Here is a 14,645-nt window from a genome sequence, read left to right on the forward strand (position 1 = left end):
ACCGGCCACGCAGAAATTTGGAAATACTATTTGTGCGCCCCAGGGCGCCAAGGAGGAACAGATGGCTCACATGAAAACCATGGACGGCAATAACGCGACTACGCACATTGCCTACGCTCTGTCGGAAACGGCGGCCATTTACCCCATTACGCCCTCGTCCGTCATGGGCGAAGTGATGGACCAGATGGCTGCCAAGGGCATGAAAAACCTGCTCGGGCAGAAAGTGATCGTGCGTGAAATGCAGTCCGAGGCCGGCGCCGCCGGCGCTGTGCACGGCATGCTTTCCGCCGGCGCACTGACCTCTACCTATACGGCTTCCCAGGGCCTGCTCCTGATGATCCCCAACATGTACAAAATCGCCGGCGAACTGCTCCCCGGCGTTTTTCACGTGTCTGCCCGCGCCCTGGCCTCTCACGCCCTGTCCATTTTTGGCGACCACCAGGACGTCATGGCCGCCCGTCAGACGGGCTTCTGCTTCCTCGCTTCGGCTTCTGTGCAGGAATGTATGGACCTGGCCCTGGTGGCCCACCTTTCGTCCATCGACTCCAGCCTGCCTTTCTGTCACTTTTTCGACGGCTTCCGCACCTCGCATGAAGTGCAGAAAATCGAAGTCATCGACTACGAAGACATCCGTGGCCTGGTGAACTGGGACAAGGTGGACGAATTCCGCGCCACCGCAATGAATCCCGAGCATCCGCACATTCGCGGCACCGCCCAGAACCCCGATATTTACTTCCAGAACCGCGAAGCCTCCAACCTCTTCTACGACGCCGTACCCGGCATCGTGCTTGAAAACATGAAGAAGGTGGAGTCCATCACCGGTCGCAAGTACCGCCTGTTCGACTATGTGGGCCACCCCGAAGCCGACCGCGTTATTGTTTCCATGGGTTCCTCCTGTGAAGTGGCTGAAGAAACGGTCAACTACCTGAACAGCCAGGGCCAGCGCGTGGGCCTTGTAAAGGTACGTCTGTACCGTCCGTTCTCCGCCGAGCACCTGCTGCGCGCCCTGCCCGCCACCACCACCTGCATCACCGTGCTTGACCGCACCAAGGAAAGCGGCGCCCTGGGCGATCCCCTGTACCAGGACGTGTGCACCGCCTTCCTTGAAAAGGGCGAAGCTCCCACCATCGTGGCCGGCCGCTACGGTCTCGGCTCCAAGGACTTCACCCCGGGCATGGCCAAGGCCGTGTACGACAACATGCTGGGCCTCCAGCCCAAGAACCACTTCACCGTGGGCATCACCGACGACGTGACCAATCTTTCCCTTGAAGTGGAAGAAGAAATCGACACCGTGCCCGCCGGCACCGTGCAGTGCAAGTTCTTCGGCCTCGGCGCCGACGGCACCGTGGGCGCCAACAAGCAGGCCATCAAGATCATCGGTGACAACACCGACCTCTACGCCCAGGCCTACTTTGCCTATGACTCCAAAAAGTCCGGCGGCTTCACCGTGTCGCACCTGCGCTTCGGCAAGGCCCCCATCACTTCGTCCTACCTCATCACCAGTGCCGACTACGTTGCCTGTCACAAGTCGGCCTATGTGACCCAGTACGACATTCTTGAAGGCATCAAGGAAGGCGGCACCTTTGTGCTGAACTCCAACTGGTCGCTGGCCGACCTTGAAAAGCACCTGCCCGCCTCCATGAAGCGCACCATCGCCCGCAAGAAGCTCAAGTTCTACAACGTGGACGCCGTGAAGGTGGCCCAGGAAGTGGGCCTTGGCGGCCGCATCAACATGATCATGCAGACCGCCTTCTTCAAGCTGGCCAACGTGCTTGACTTTGACAAGGCCGTGGCCCTGCTCAAGGAATCCATCAAGAAAACCTACGGCAGCAAGGGCGACAAAATCGTCAACATGAACATTGCCGCCGTGGACAAGGGCATGGACGCCCTGGAAGAAATCAAATACCCCGCCACCTGGGCCAATGCCACCGAAGGCGCTGAAGTGTGCCACTGCGACGACGATGACTACATCCGCAGCGTGGTGCGTCCCATCCTGGCCCAGCAGGGCGACAAGCTGCCCGTGTCGGCCATGGATCCGGCCGGCTTCATGCCGCTCGGCACTGCCGCCTGCGAAAAGCGCGGCGTGGCCATTGCCATTCCCGAATGGCAGGTGGAAAACTGCATTCAGTGCTGCCAGTGCTCCTTCGTCTGCCCCCACGCCGCCATCCGGCCCGTGCTGGCGACTGAAGAAGAGCTTGAAGGCGCTCCGGCCGCCTTTGCCACCAAGGACGCCATGGGCAAAGAACTGAAGGGCCTCAAATTCCGCATCCAGGTCTACCCTGAAGACTGCCTGGGCTGCGGCTCCTGCGCCGATGTGTGCCCGGCCAAGAACAAGGCCCTGGTCATGAAGCCCCTTGAAACCCAGATGGACGACCAGAAGGCCAACCTGGCCTTTGCCGAAGCCCACGTGAGCCTCAAGGACAAGCTGCTGGCCCGCGACACCGTGAAGGGTTCGCAGCTGCAGCAGCCCCTGCACGAGTTCTCCGGCGCCTGCGCCGGCTGCGGTGAAACCCCCTACGTCAAGGTGCTTACCCAGCTCTTTGGCGAACGCATGATCGTGGCCAACGCCACGGGCTGCTCCTCCATCTGGGGTGCTTCTTCGCCCACCACGCCTTACTGCACCAACAAGGACGGCTTTGGTCCGGCCTGGGGCAACTCCCTGTTTGAAGACGCCGCCGAATACGGCTGCGGCATGGGCCTTGCCTACGATCAGCGCCGCAACCTGCTGGCCATGAAAATTGAAGAAGCCCTGAAAGAAGAAGGCATCTCTTCCGAACTCAAGGAAGCCATGGAAGGCTGGCTCGCCAACAAGGACGACGCCGAAGGCTCCCGCAAGTACGGCGACATGGTGCTTGCCAACCTTGATTCCTTTGAAAGCCCGCTGGCTCACGAAATCTGGCACATGGACGACCTCTTCACCAAGAAGAGCGTGTGGATATTCGGCGGCGACGGCTGGGGCTACGACATCGGTTACGGCGGCCTGGACCACGTGCTGGCCACCGGCGACGACATCAACATCCTGCTGATGGACACCGAAGTGTACTCCAACACCGGCGGCCAGTCCTCCAAGGCCACGCCCCTTGGCGCTGTGGCCCAGTTCGCGGCTGCGGGCAAGCGCACCGGCAAAAAAGACCTCGGTCGCATGGCCATGACCTACGGCTATGTGTACGTGGCCTCCATCTCGATGGGTGCCGACAAGCAGCAGACCCTCAAGGCCTTCCGCGAAGCCGAAGCCTACAAGGGCCCCTCGCTCATCATCGCCTACGCTCCCTGCATCAACCAGGGTCTGCGCAAGGGCATGGGGAAGAGCCAGGAAGAATCCAAGCTGGCTGTGCAGACCGGCTACTGGCCCCTGTACCGCTACCATCCCGAGCTGGCCAAGGAAAAGAAAAATCCCTTCCAGCTCGACAGCAAGGCCCCCACAGTGGACATCCAGGAATTCCTGGGCGGCGAAACCCGCTTTGCCTCGCTGGAAAAAACCGATCCCGAAGCTTCCAAGCAGCTGCGCGCGGAACTGGCTGATGCCTACGCCGAACGCTACGCCCTGCTGAAGCAGCTGGCCGACCTCCCCTACCCGGACGCCAACGAAACCAAGTAGGGACCTGACGAATGAATACCGCGCCCGCCACCAGGCAAGCCTCCTCTCCGGGGGGCTTCAGGCGGCGGGCGCGGTTGTTGCCATAAACTGAGGCCGGGGCGCGGGTGAAGGCCTGCGCCCTTTTCGCGTTATCCTGCCAGCCTGCCCGAAAAAATCAGGGGAAGCTTATGTACAACGGACTTTATATCACGGCCACCGGCCCCATGACGGGCAAAAGCGCCATTGCCCTGGGAGCCATGCAGCTACTCAGCCGCAGCATGCGCAAAGTGGCTTTTTTCCGTCCCATCATCAATGAACCGCTATGGGACGACCGCGACCCGGACATCAACCTGATGCTTGAGTACTTCAAGATCAACTCCGACTACGCCGACACCTTCGCCTACACCCAGCGTGAAGCGCGCCAGATCATCAACCAGGGGTCGCGCAACCTGCTTATGGAAAACATTATCCAGAAGTACAAAAAACTGCTGGAAACCTATGACTTTGTACTGTGCGTGGGCACGGATTTTCTAGGCAAGGACCCGGTGTTTGAATTCGAGCTTAACGCCGAAATCGCCGCCAACCTGGGTACGCCCGTCATTCTTGTGACCAGCGGGCAAAAGTCCACGGCCGAAGATATCCGTGAATCTCTCCAGATCACCATGGACAGCCTGGCCCCCTATTCCCTGGACGTTGTGGCAACCATTATCAACCGCCGCAACCTCACCCAGACAGAGCTTGACGAACTGCGCACCCATTTCAGCACCGAAGACCGCAAGGCCCTCATTTACTCCGTCCCCAACGAGCCGACCATCGGCCAGCCCACCATGGGCGACGTGAAAAAAGGCCTGGACGCCGAAGTCCTTTTTGGCGAAGACCGCCTGGACGCCCTGGTGGACGACTACCTTATCGCGGCCATGCACGTGAACAATGTGCTGCACTATATCGCCAAAGACCAGCTTATCGTCACCCCCGGCGACCGCGCCGACGTACTGCTGGCCGCCATTGCCTCGCGCCTGTCTTCCTCCACGCCGGACATCGCCGGTGTGCTGCTGACCGGCGGCATCCGCCCCGCCAAGGAAGTGTGCGAATTCATTCAGGGCTGGACGGCATCTCCTCTGCCCATCCTGCTGACCAAGGGGCACACCTACAATACCATGCTGGCCCTGCAGGAACTTATCGCTCCCATCGAGCCGGGCAACCTGCGCAAGATCAACACCGTGCTGGGCCTTTTTGAACAGCACGTCAACGGCAAGGATATTGCCAGCCGCATCGTGAGCAAGCGCAGTTCGCGCATTACGCCCATGATGTTTGAATTTGAGCTGATCGAACGGGCCAAGGCCAACAAGATGCGTATCGTGCTGGCCGAAGGCACTGAAGAACGCATCCTGCGCGCCACCGACATTCTGCTGCGCCGTGGCGTGGCCGATATCACCCTGCTGGGCGATGTGGATGAAATCCGCACCAAGGCCAGCACCCTCGGCCTGGATCTGGAAAAGGCCACCCTTATCGACCCGGTCAATTCGCCCAAGTTTGACGAATACGCCAATACCTATTACGAATTGCGCAAAAAGAAAGGCATTACCCCCGAACAGGCCCGCGACACCATGGCGGATTCGACGTACTACGCCACTATGATGGTCAAGCAGGACGATGCCGACGGCATGGTTTCCGGCGCGGTCAACACCACGGCCCACACCATCCGCCCGGCCTTTGAATTTGTGAAGACCAAGCCCGGCTTCTCGGTGGTGTCTTCGGTATTTCTTATGTGCCTCAAAGACCGTGTGCTGGTTTTCGGCGACTGCGCCGTCAACCCCAACCCCACGGCCCAGCAGCTTGCGGAAATCGCCATTGCCTCGGCCCATACAGCCGAAGTTTTCGGCATTGAACCGCGCGTGGCCATGCTTTCGTACTCCACCGGCACGTCCGGCAAGGGCGCGGACGTGGACATTGTTGTGGAAGCCACAAAGATCGCCAAAGAAATGGCCCCCGGCCTGGCCCTTGAAGGTCCCCTGCAGTACGATGCCGCCATCGACCCCAGCGTGGCCAAGACAAAAATGCCCGACAGCAAGGTGGCCGGCAAAGCCACGGTCTTCATCTTCCCTGACCTGAACACGGGCAACAACACGTACAAGGCCGTACAGCGGGCCGCCGGAGCCGTAGCCATCGGGCCTGTACTTCAGGGACTTAACAAGCCCGTCAACGACCTGTCGCGCGGCTGCACCGTACCCGACATCGTGAACACCGTGGCCATCACGGCTGTTCAGGCCGCGGCAGAAAAAGCCGCCGGGCGCTAGAGCATTTACCGCCTGAAATGGTTGCGTAACGGCAGATCTTCGCTGCGTTCGTCCGTACCTGTTTTGTCATAACGGTCGAAGCCGGCTTGCCTGCAACCATTTTGAGGTGCGGATTTTTTAAAAATCCGCGCAGAGCATCCCAACTTTTTTTAAAGTTGAACTGCTCGAAAGCCGCCACGGCTGACGCCCGCAGGCCGAAGCCGCAAAACAGCTATCCAGGGGAGGGGACGGCCCTCCCCACATTTCGTTAACAAGGAAAGGAAGACACATGAAAATCCTGGTCATCAACGCGGGCTCTTCGTCCTGCAAGTACCAACTGCTGGAAATGGACACCCACGCCGTTCTCTGCTCCGGCCTTGCCGAACGCATCGGACAGGACGAAGGCCGTCTGACCCACAAGATCGCCCCTGATACGGACAAAGAAGAAAAAATCGTCCAGACCGCGCACTTTCCCACCCATGTGCAGGCGATGGAAATGGTCATCGCCCTGCTCACCGATGCTGAAAAAGGCGTCATCAAGGACAAGAGCGAAATTGCGGGCATCGGCCACCGCGTGCTGCACGGCGGCGAAGCCGTCAGCGATCCCGTGCTGGTGGACGAACGCGTGAAGGGCATTGTGCGCGAATGCGCCGTGCTTGGCCCCCTGCACAACCCCGCAAACCTTATGGGCATTGAAGTGGCTGAAAAGCTCTTCCCCGGCGTGCCCAACGTGGCTGTGTTTGATACGGAATTCGGCATGGGCATGCCCAAAGAAGCTTTCATGTACGCCCTGCCCTACGAGTTGTATGAAGACCTGCGCATCCGCCGCTACGGCTTCCACGGCACGTCGCACAAGTACATTGCGGGCGCTACTGCCAAGTACCTCGGCAAGCCCCTGAGCGATCTGCGCTCCATCACCATGCACCTTGGCAACGGCTCATCCATGAGCTGCGTGCGCAACGGCAAGTGCTTTGACACCAGCATGGGGCTGACCCCTCTTGAAGGCCTCATCATGGGGACGCGCTGCGGCAGCATCGACCCCGCCATTGTACCTTTTGTCATGGAAAAGAAGGGCCTCACCCCCGAGCAGGTGGATACCCTGATGAACAAGAAGTCCGGGTTGCTCGGCCTGTGCGGCCACACCGATATGCGCGACGTGCATGCCGAAGTGGAAAAAGGCAACGAGCGTGCCGCCCTGGCCCTCAAGATGCTGGTCCGCAGCATCAAGAAAACCCTTGGCTCTTACTACTTCCTGCTGGACGGCAAGGTGGATGCCCTGGTCTTTACCGCCGGCATCGGCGAAAATGACGACATCGTGCGTGCCGAAGTGTGCGCCGGGCTTGAAAACCTCGGCATCAAAATCAACGCCAAGGAAAACGGCACCCGCAAGGCCGGTGCACGTGCCATCTCCACACCTGACAGCTCCATACCCGTGCTGATCATTCCCACCAATGAAGAACTGCAGATCGCCATGGCCACGGTTGAAGTGCTGGGCAAATAAGCCTGCCGCACCGTAGCCGGCATCCGCGCCGGAATATGCAGAAGGCCGCTTCCCACGAAGCGGCCTTCTGTGTGCAGGGCGTTACAAAAAACTGTTCAGGGCTGCTGCAGGGGCAGGGTTTTCAGGTCCGCCCACCCCGACGACACTGCACACGCAGCGCCTGTTTGTTGCCCGCAGCTTTTCTGCCGGACCAACCACGGCGTTCTCTCCCTGCGCCGGCAGCAGTAGCGCGGGCCATGCGCGAAGCGGCCATGCAGACAGCCCCACAGCGCCGGACCGGGGACAACGTCCTTTTGTTTGCCTGCCGGACATCGCCGGTATACAAAGGCTCTGAAATCACAAGACAGGCAATGGCCGCACACATCCGGAGAGTGAGTTGAGCCAGTTACAGAAAGATTTTTCCACCACAGCCGTGGTGGCGGGCTTTTTGGCGGTAGTGGTGTCATACGCCGGTTCCGCCGTGCTTATTTTTCAGGCCGCGCATCTGGCGGGCCTTTCCGAACAGATGACCACCTCCTGGATATGGGCAGTATCCATAGGCAGCGGGCTTACGGGACTGCTACTGAGCTGGAGGATGCGCATACCCGTCATTACCGCATGGTCAACACCGGGCGCGGCCCTGCTGGTATCCATGCTGCCCAGTGTGCCTTTTGCCGAAGCCGTGGGCGCCTATCTGGCAAGTGCGGCCATCATAACGGTCATCGGCATGACCGGATCGCTGGACATCATCATGCGGCGCATCCCTGTTGCCGTCAGTTCTGGCATGTTCGCGGGTATCCTGTTCAGCTTCGGGGCCAAAATTTTCACGTCCGTGCAGGCCTCCCCGCTGCTGGGCCTGTCCATGCTGTGCTGCTTCATCCTGTTCAGGCGGCTGTGCCCTCGCTATGCCGTTGCCGCTGTGCTGGTGCTTGGCGTTGTCATTGCATCGCTCACCGGCATGATGCACTTTGAGGCCATCCATTTTTCACTGGCAAAACCGGTATTCACCGCGCCCCAATGGTCCGGCGCAACCATCATAAGCATCGGGCTGCCCCTGGCCCTGGTAACGCTGACGGGCCAGTACATATCGGGCATGGCCGTTTTGCATGCTTCGGGTTATCCGGTGGCGTCCAACGGCATCATGACTGTAACCGGGCTGGCCTCACTGCTGTTCGCCCCTTTCGGCTCCCACGCCATCAACCTGTCATCCCTGACGGCGGCCATCTGCACCGGCAAGGAATCGCATGAACATCCCTCACGGCGTTATGTGGCCGGACTGGCCTGCGGCGGGCTGTATGTGCTCATCGGCCTGTTCGGGACCACCCTTACCTCGCTTTTCGCAGCCCTGCCCCCGGCATTCATCGCCATACTGGCAGGACTGGCCCTCCTGAGCGCCTTCACCACCGGTTTTTACGGCATTTTCAGGGATAGTGACAATATGGAGGCCGGAATCATAGCCTTTCTCGCCACAGCCTCGGGCATGGAACTGCTCGGCCTGGGTGCGCCCTTCTGGGGGCTTGTTTTCGGGGCTGTGGCCTGCCTTGTCTTGAAAAAACAAAAGTAACGGCATTGTCGCCTGCGCCCCAGCGCAGACAAGCGAAACAAACGCAAACGACCGCCTGAAAGCACCTGCTTCGGCTCTGCCAGGCCTATGGTTGCGGGCTTTGCCCCAATCCGCACGCATGGCGCAAACACCATACGCAAACGGCCGCCCAAGGGCGGCTGTTTTTACATCTTACTGTCATATGAACCGGGCGGCAGCATGCCGCCGTTTTTACCGGGCAGCACCTGGAGCAATGCAACTTTTACAGTTATCTGGCGACTGCGTGAGCGCCGCCCGCCGTCAAGGCGCAAGCACAACGTATTTGCGCGATCAAACTCCATAGCGAGCGGTGTTTCTTTGAAAACAGCTCTTCGCAAAATTGAAATGCGTCAGATACCGCAGTTCGTATACACAGGCACGCTCTACTCCGGCAGCAGTTTTTCTTCCAGCGTGGCGTCCACCGGAACCTCCCGCGAAGCCAGCACCCTGTCTATGCGCACCGTACCCGCAGGCGCATTGCGCATAGGCTTGACGTGGCGCACCTCCGCGTACTGGATTCCGGCCCGGGCCGCGTCCTTTTGCCAGCTTTTATTGGCAGCCAGGGCACCTGCTTCGTCCAGGGTGCGCGCCGGAACCTCCTGCCCACCGTGAGCACGACGTATAATAACATGCGATCCGGGACCGTTTTCCGCATGCAGCCAGATATCATGCGGCGCTGCCAGTTTACGGACCGCAAGGTTTCCCCGGGCGTCACGCCCGCGCAACAGGGCAAAGCCGTCGCTGCTGATAAAAAGCTGTACATTTTTGGGCAGGGCCGCGTACACGCCCCCGCCAGCCGCCCCTCCGGGGCGCAAGCCGTTCGCGGCCCCGGCCTCGCCGCCAGGCGTTGCCCCCATACCCAGCAGGCTGTCCCGCCGGGCAAGATGTATGGCTGCCAGTTCATCCTCAAGCGCCCTGCGCCGCTGAACCAGATGCTCCAGCCCCCGCCAGCCGCGCCGGGCCGTATGAAAAAACCGCGCCATTTCCTCACGTACGCTCCGGCGCGGGTCCAGCCGTATTTCGCGCGCCGGGCCATGGGGACCTTCGTCCACCAGAACGGAAGCCGCCCGGTATTCAGCGGGCCATTGCCACAGATGGGCCTGCAGGGCCAGAGCATCGGCCTGAAGTTCGGTCATGCCCCTGAGGCGCCTTTCCTCTTCAATGAGCTTATCCAGCAATTTCGCCAGCTTGCGCCCACGCCTGTCCAGAGGCAAGGCAGCTTCCCTGGCCTTGTCGCCCGCAAGACGCGACAACACAAGGTCCTGCCCGGCCCGCTCGACCATGCGGAGCACATCCGCGCTGTACTCTTCCAGTATGGACGTACCCGAATGCCGTTCGTCAAGGCTCAGCAGGGCTGCCTGCTGCTCCAACGCCAGAGGCCATGCGCTGATGGCACGTATGGACTGCACGGCACGGCCTGAAGCCTCCTGCATATATGGGGCGTCGCAGGCAGGGAGCAATTCCGGCACGTTCGGAGACTCCGGCGCGCCCGTCCCGTAGCAGAACACATCGCCGCCTCCGACGCGCAGGTCTTCAAGCAAGGCCCATTGCTCCGGTTCTTCCAGGCAGGCCAATGTACGGCGCAAGGCCGGGGTGAGCACGGGCCAGTCACGCCAGTTCTGCCGTGCCTGGGCCAGTTGCGCCGGTTCCGGCCAGACAGGGACCTCCTCTTCCGGTGCCTCATCGTGGGCAAGAAAATGCAGCGAAGCACCATCCCGCAGGTCCAGCAGCAGCCAGGTCAGGCGCGGTACGCCATCCGGCAGCCCCGTACTTTCTGTCGGGCCATCGGCCTGCGTGGCCTCGCCCCCGGCCAGCAAAAGCCACAACCGCCGCTCGCAAAACCTGACCACGCAGGCATTGATGCGGCGGCCCGCCGCATATTTGCGCAGGCGCATGATCTGGGCTGAAGGGGCTTTGCCCGCGCTGATGCGACTCGCGCCGGAAAAGCAGAATGGTTCTTTACGGGCGTACCGCAGGCATATCTGGCGCTTGCTGCCGCCACCATACCAGGTAAGCACAAGAAAACCCGGAAAAGGCTCCTGCAGCTTTTCTATCCGCGCTCCGGTGAGCCGGGGCGTCAGGTCCTCACAAAAACGTCGAAAGAGATGAGCGTCCATAATATAAAAAACCCGCCTGGGGCGGGAGCGTTGCTGTGTCCGGAACGGAAGGACGGCCCTGCGCCGCATGCCGCAAACGGAACAAAAAGAGTGGAAAAGTAACGCGGAAAAATAAATACGTAAATGGGTGCGGCCTCAAAGGGCGGCCCTGCGCCTCCCCGGCCTGACGTGAATGCCGCGCGCAGTCCGGCGCGCAGTCCTGTCCGGGCCAATCCGGGCCGCGCCATTTTCGTGGCGCGGCCCGGAAGGCAAGCGGTAGTAATACACACAGCCGACAAAGACATGTTACCGGCAGGCCGCATGCGGCGGCACCCCCGCGAGAGGCGCCCCGAAGGGCGCCGGACAAACCGGATACGGGGGCGGCGGGCCTGCGCCCGGGGTGCCTAGTCTCCCCTGAGGTGTTCGTCTTCTTCCTGCTTGGCCTTGCAGTTGATGCAAAGCCTGGTCACAGGGCGGGCCTTGAGGCGCGGAATGCTGATATCATCGCCGCAATCCTCGCAGATGCCATAGGTTCCATCATCTATACGGGTCAATGCGGCCTGAATCTTGCGGATAAGCCGTCGCTCCCGGTCACGAATACGCAGGGTAAAAGCGCGATCGGATTCGGCAGTGGCCCTGTCGGCAGGGTCAGCGAACACTTCGTTACTGTCAGTCAGCTCTTCAATGGTGCTGTCGCCCTTTTGCTGGGCTTCTTCAAGCATACCTGAAAGAAGTTTACGGAAATATTCCAAATCCTTGTGATCCATGTAATCCTCCGGCGGACGCCGCTGGGGGCGCAAACACAAACTATTAACGCAATGGACCCCTATATCTTCAAGCGAAGTCTTTGTAAAGACGTCTCCCAACCTTTGCCGACAGCTGTCACATCTGTGAAGGATCCTGATTTTCAACAGCATCCCGGTCTGTTACGCGCCCATGCGGCATTGCTGCAAACCTTTCCCTGGCTTCTGCCCTGATGACGGCCTTCACATCGTCCCAGGGCGTTTCGCCCCAGGCTTCGCCCAGCCGTTGCGGCAGCACGTCCAGATCAAGCGCGGCTTCATCTTCCATTCCCTGACGCGCCCGCACAGCAACTGCCCCGCCGTGGGCCATAGCCTTCGGCGCATAGGAAGCCACATGCGCGGCAGCGCTTTCAAGCACAGGGCGCGGCCATTCCGTGCCGGAGCGTGCCAGTGCCATCGGCCCGGCCAGGTCGCGCAGGCGCAACAACAGATCGCCAGGACGAACCGCGGCGGCCAGCCTGTCATTATCCGCACTGTTGCGCCCGATGCACAGCCAGTAATGCCGCCCGTCTTCATGATGCCAGAACTGGCGCCCCAGATTGGCAAGGGCAAAATCCTCGCCCGAAGCTTCGGGCAGCAGGGTCAGCACCGTCCAGTAACGACGGGCATTTTCCTTTTCCGTCAGGCGGCAGCCGCCTCCGGGAGTGGGAATTTCCGTAATACCCAGTTCCGCCGCCAGATCAAGCTGGTCACGCCTTCCCCTGCCTGAAAAGCTTAAAAGCCGGGTGCGGTCCACAAGGCCGCTTTCTTCCATCTGTGTGGGCGGCAAATGGGTGGCGGAAAGAGGACGCAGCAGAATGCCACCCACGCCCGCATCACGCATGATAAGATGCAGGGTGTCGCGCCGCTGCGACATGGGCCGCTGGCCCAGGACCTCGCCCGTGGCAAGCCCCGCTGCGCCCACGGATTCCATATATTTCCGCGCCTCGCGCAACAGAAGGATCTTGCAGTCCACACAGGGGTTCATGACCTTGCCGAAGCCATGCTCCGGACGCTGCCGCAGCATGGTCGCAAAGGCTTCGCTCACGTCACGGCTTACGATGTCCAACCCGTAAACCTTGTGCCAGTAGGGCACTGCCTTGGCCGAACCGAAAAAGGGCGTGATAAAATGCAGGCAACGCACCGCAAGGCCTTGCCGCTCCAGAACCTTGGCCGCCAGGATACTGTCCAGGCCGCCGGAAAACAGCGCAATAATATCAGGTGTGCTCATGCCGCGCTTGTATGCCAGACAAGCCGTACTACGCAAGGGGCGGACAAGGGAATTTTCTTGCCAGAGCACCTATCAGTAATTAGATTCAAAAGGCATACAAAAATGAATTATGCCACAAAAGGCAACAAGCACACCACTGGCACGCAATATTTGCGGATTTTTGATTGAAAATTATATCTGCGGCCAGGCACGTTCGCCCGCAGGGCGGACGCCAGAGCGCGAAGCACGGCAGTGGCGACAAATCCGCTTGCGACAAAAAATTTCGCATGCTGCGGGATGGGACCCGCCTTTTGCCCGCAGCGCAAAACAATGGCAGCCCTATCACGTCCACAGGGGTAGGGACCGAGGCCCCGCGCATTTGCCTTGCCCCACGCCCTTTGCTATAATGATGCGCTTGAAGATATCTTTACCCGGAGCATAAAATCATGGCCAGAAAACCGGCCCTCAGCCCTGAAGAAGCACGCGCTGAAGCCCTGGGCACAGCCCTTGCCACTATTGAACGCAAATACGGCAAGGGCGCCGTCATGAAACTTTCTGACGATGCCCATGTGAATATACCTGTTATCCCCACCGGTTCCATCGGCCTCGACCTGGCCCTTGGCGTGGGGGGCATTCCGCGCGGGCGCATATCTGAAATTTTTGGTCCCGAATCATCGGGCAAAACCACCCTCACCCTGCACATCATTGCCGAATGCCAGCGTCTGGGCGGCACCTGCGCCTTTGTGGACGCCGAGCACGCCCTGGACGTGTCTTACGCCAGACGGCTGGGCGTCAACACCGATGAACTGCTGATCTCGCAGCCCGACTACGGCGAGCAGGCCCTGGACATCGCGGACATGCTGGTCCGCTCCGGCGCTGTGGACCTTGTGGTGGTGGACTCTGTGGCGGCACTCATTCCCCAGGCCGAACTGGAAGGCGACATGGGCGAAACCCAGGTGGGCGGCCACGCCCGCCTCATGTCGCACGCCATGCGCCGCCTCACGGGCACTATCCACAAGTCGCGCACTTCGGTCATCTTTATCAACCAGATACGCATGAAGATCGGCGTCACGGGCTACGGCAGCCCCGAAACCACCACGGGCGGCAACGCGCTCAAGTTCTACTCTTCCGTGCGCCTGGACATCCGCCGCATACAGACCCTCAAGGACAAGGAAGAATCCTTCGGCTCGCGCACCAGGGTCAAGGTGGTGAAAAACAAGGTCGCGCCGCCCTTCCGCAGCGCGGTTTTCGACATTCTGTACGGCCTGGGCATCTCACGCGCGGGCGAACTGCTTGACCTCGGCATCGAGGCCAAAATCATCGACCAGAGCGGCTCATGGTTCGCCTTCGGCGCAGAAAAGCTGGGCCAGGGCCGCGAAAAGGTGCGTGCCCTGCTGGACGAAAACATCGACCTGCGCAATCAGATCGAAGCCAAGGTTGTGGAATTTCTGGGCCTTCACCCCCGGGAATTCACCCCCACCGCCGAAGATATTGCGGAAAGCCAAGACCCCGTTCTCGAAGACTGACGTTTTCCGGCAGGCCCGGCAGCCGCTGCGTAAGCATGCGGCTGCCGGGCCTGTGCCGTAAACAGTTATCGCAATGACCAGAAAGGCCGCTGCCTGAAGGCACGGCCCGTACCGCG

8 protein-coding genes are annotated in these 14,645 nt (G+C 60.5%); 5 read left to right on the top strand and 3 right to left on the bottom strand.

Going from position 1 to position 14,645, the window contains the following annotated elements; all coding sequences use genetic code 11:
• Positions 1 to 61: 61 nt before the first annotated feature.
• From nifJ to ACZ495_RS10430, 4 genes are all read left to right on the top strand, one after another.
• A complete protein-coding gene (gene nifJ / locus ACZ495_RS10415; protein WP_012623943.1) occupies positions 62 to 3,598 on the top strand; it encodes a pyruvate:ferredoxin (flavodoxin) oxidoreductase in 3,537 nt (1,178 codons plus the stop codon).
• A gap of 167 nt (positions 3,599 to 3,765) precedes the next feature.
• Positions 3,766 to 5,874, top strand: a complete 2,109-nt coding sequence (gene pta / locus ACZ495_RS10420) for a phosphate acetyltransferase (protein WP_012623942.1) — start codon at positions 3,766 to 3,768, stop codon at positions 5,872 to 5,874.
• A 268-nt stretch (positions 5,875 to 6,142) separates the two neighbouring features.
• Entirely contained in the window at positions 6,143 to 7,354 is a 1,212-nt protein-coding gene (locus tag ACZ495_RS10425) for an acetate kinase (protein WP_464262230.1), read from the top strand.
• Positions 7,355 to 7,730: 376 nt separating this feature from the next.
• Positions 7,731 to 8,897 carry a benzoate/H(+) symporter BenE family transporter gene (locus ACZ495_RS10430; RefSeq protein ID WP_464262231.1) on the top strand — a complete coding sequence of 389 codons (1,167 nt, stop codon included), beginning with the start codon at positions 7,731 to 7,733 and terminating at the stop codon, positions 8,895 to 8,897.
• A 401-nt stretch (positions 8,898 to 9,298) separates the two neighbouring features.
• Here the strand turns inward: ACZ495_RS10430 and ACZ495_RS10435 are convergent, their stop codons facing one another.
• The 3 genes from ACZ495_RS10435 to ACZ495_RS10445 form a co-directional block, all read right to left on the bottom strand.
• Entirely contained in the window at positions 9,299 to 11,032 is a 1,734-nt protein-coding gene (locus ACZ495_RS10435) for an NFACT RNA binding domain-containing protein (RefSeq protein WP_464262232.1), read from the bottom strand.
• Positions 11,033 to 11,415: 383 nt separating this feature from the next.
• The gene (gene dksA, locus ACZ495_RS10440; protein ID WP_012623938.1) at positions 11,416 to 11,778 is read right to left on the bottom strand and encodes an RNA polymerase-binding protein DksA; all 363 of its coding nucleotides are present in this window, start codon (positions 11,776 to 11,778) and stop codon (positions 11,416 to 11,418) included.
• A gap of 115 nt (positions 11,779 to 11,893) precedes the next feature.
• A complete protein-coding gene (locus ACZ495_RS10445) occupies positions 11,894 to 13,024 on the bottom strand; it encodes an adenine nucleotide alpha hydrolase family protein (protein WP_072311399.1) in 1,131 nt (376 codons plus the stop codon).
• Between the two features lie 425 nt (positions 13,025 to 13,449).
• On the opposite strand from ACZ495_RS10445, the gene recA reads away from it, so the two are divergent.
• The gene (recA, locus tag ACZ495_RS10450; RefSeq protein WP_012623936.1) at positions 13,450 to 14,529 is read left to right on the top strand and encodes a recombinase RecA; all 1,080 of its coding nucleotides are present in this window, start codon (positions 13,450 to 13,452) and stop codon (positions 14,527 to 14,529) included.
• Positions 14,530 to 14,645 lie beyond the last annotated feature (116 nt).

The organism is Desulfovibrio sp. GTC20076 (assembly GCF_055385905.1).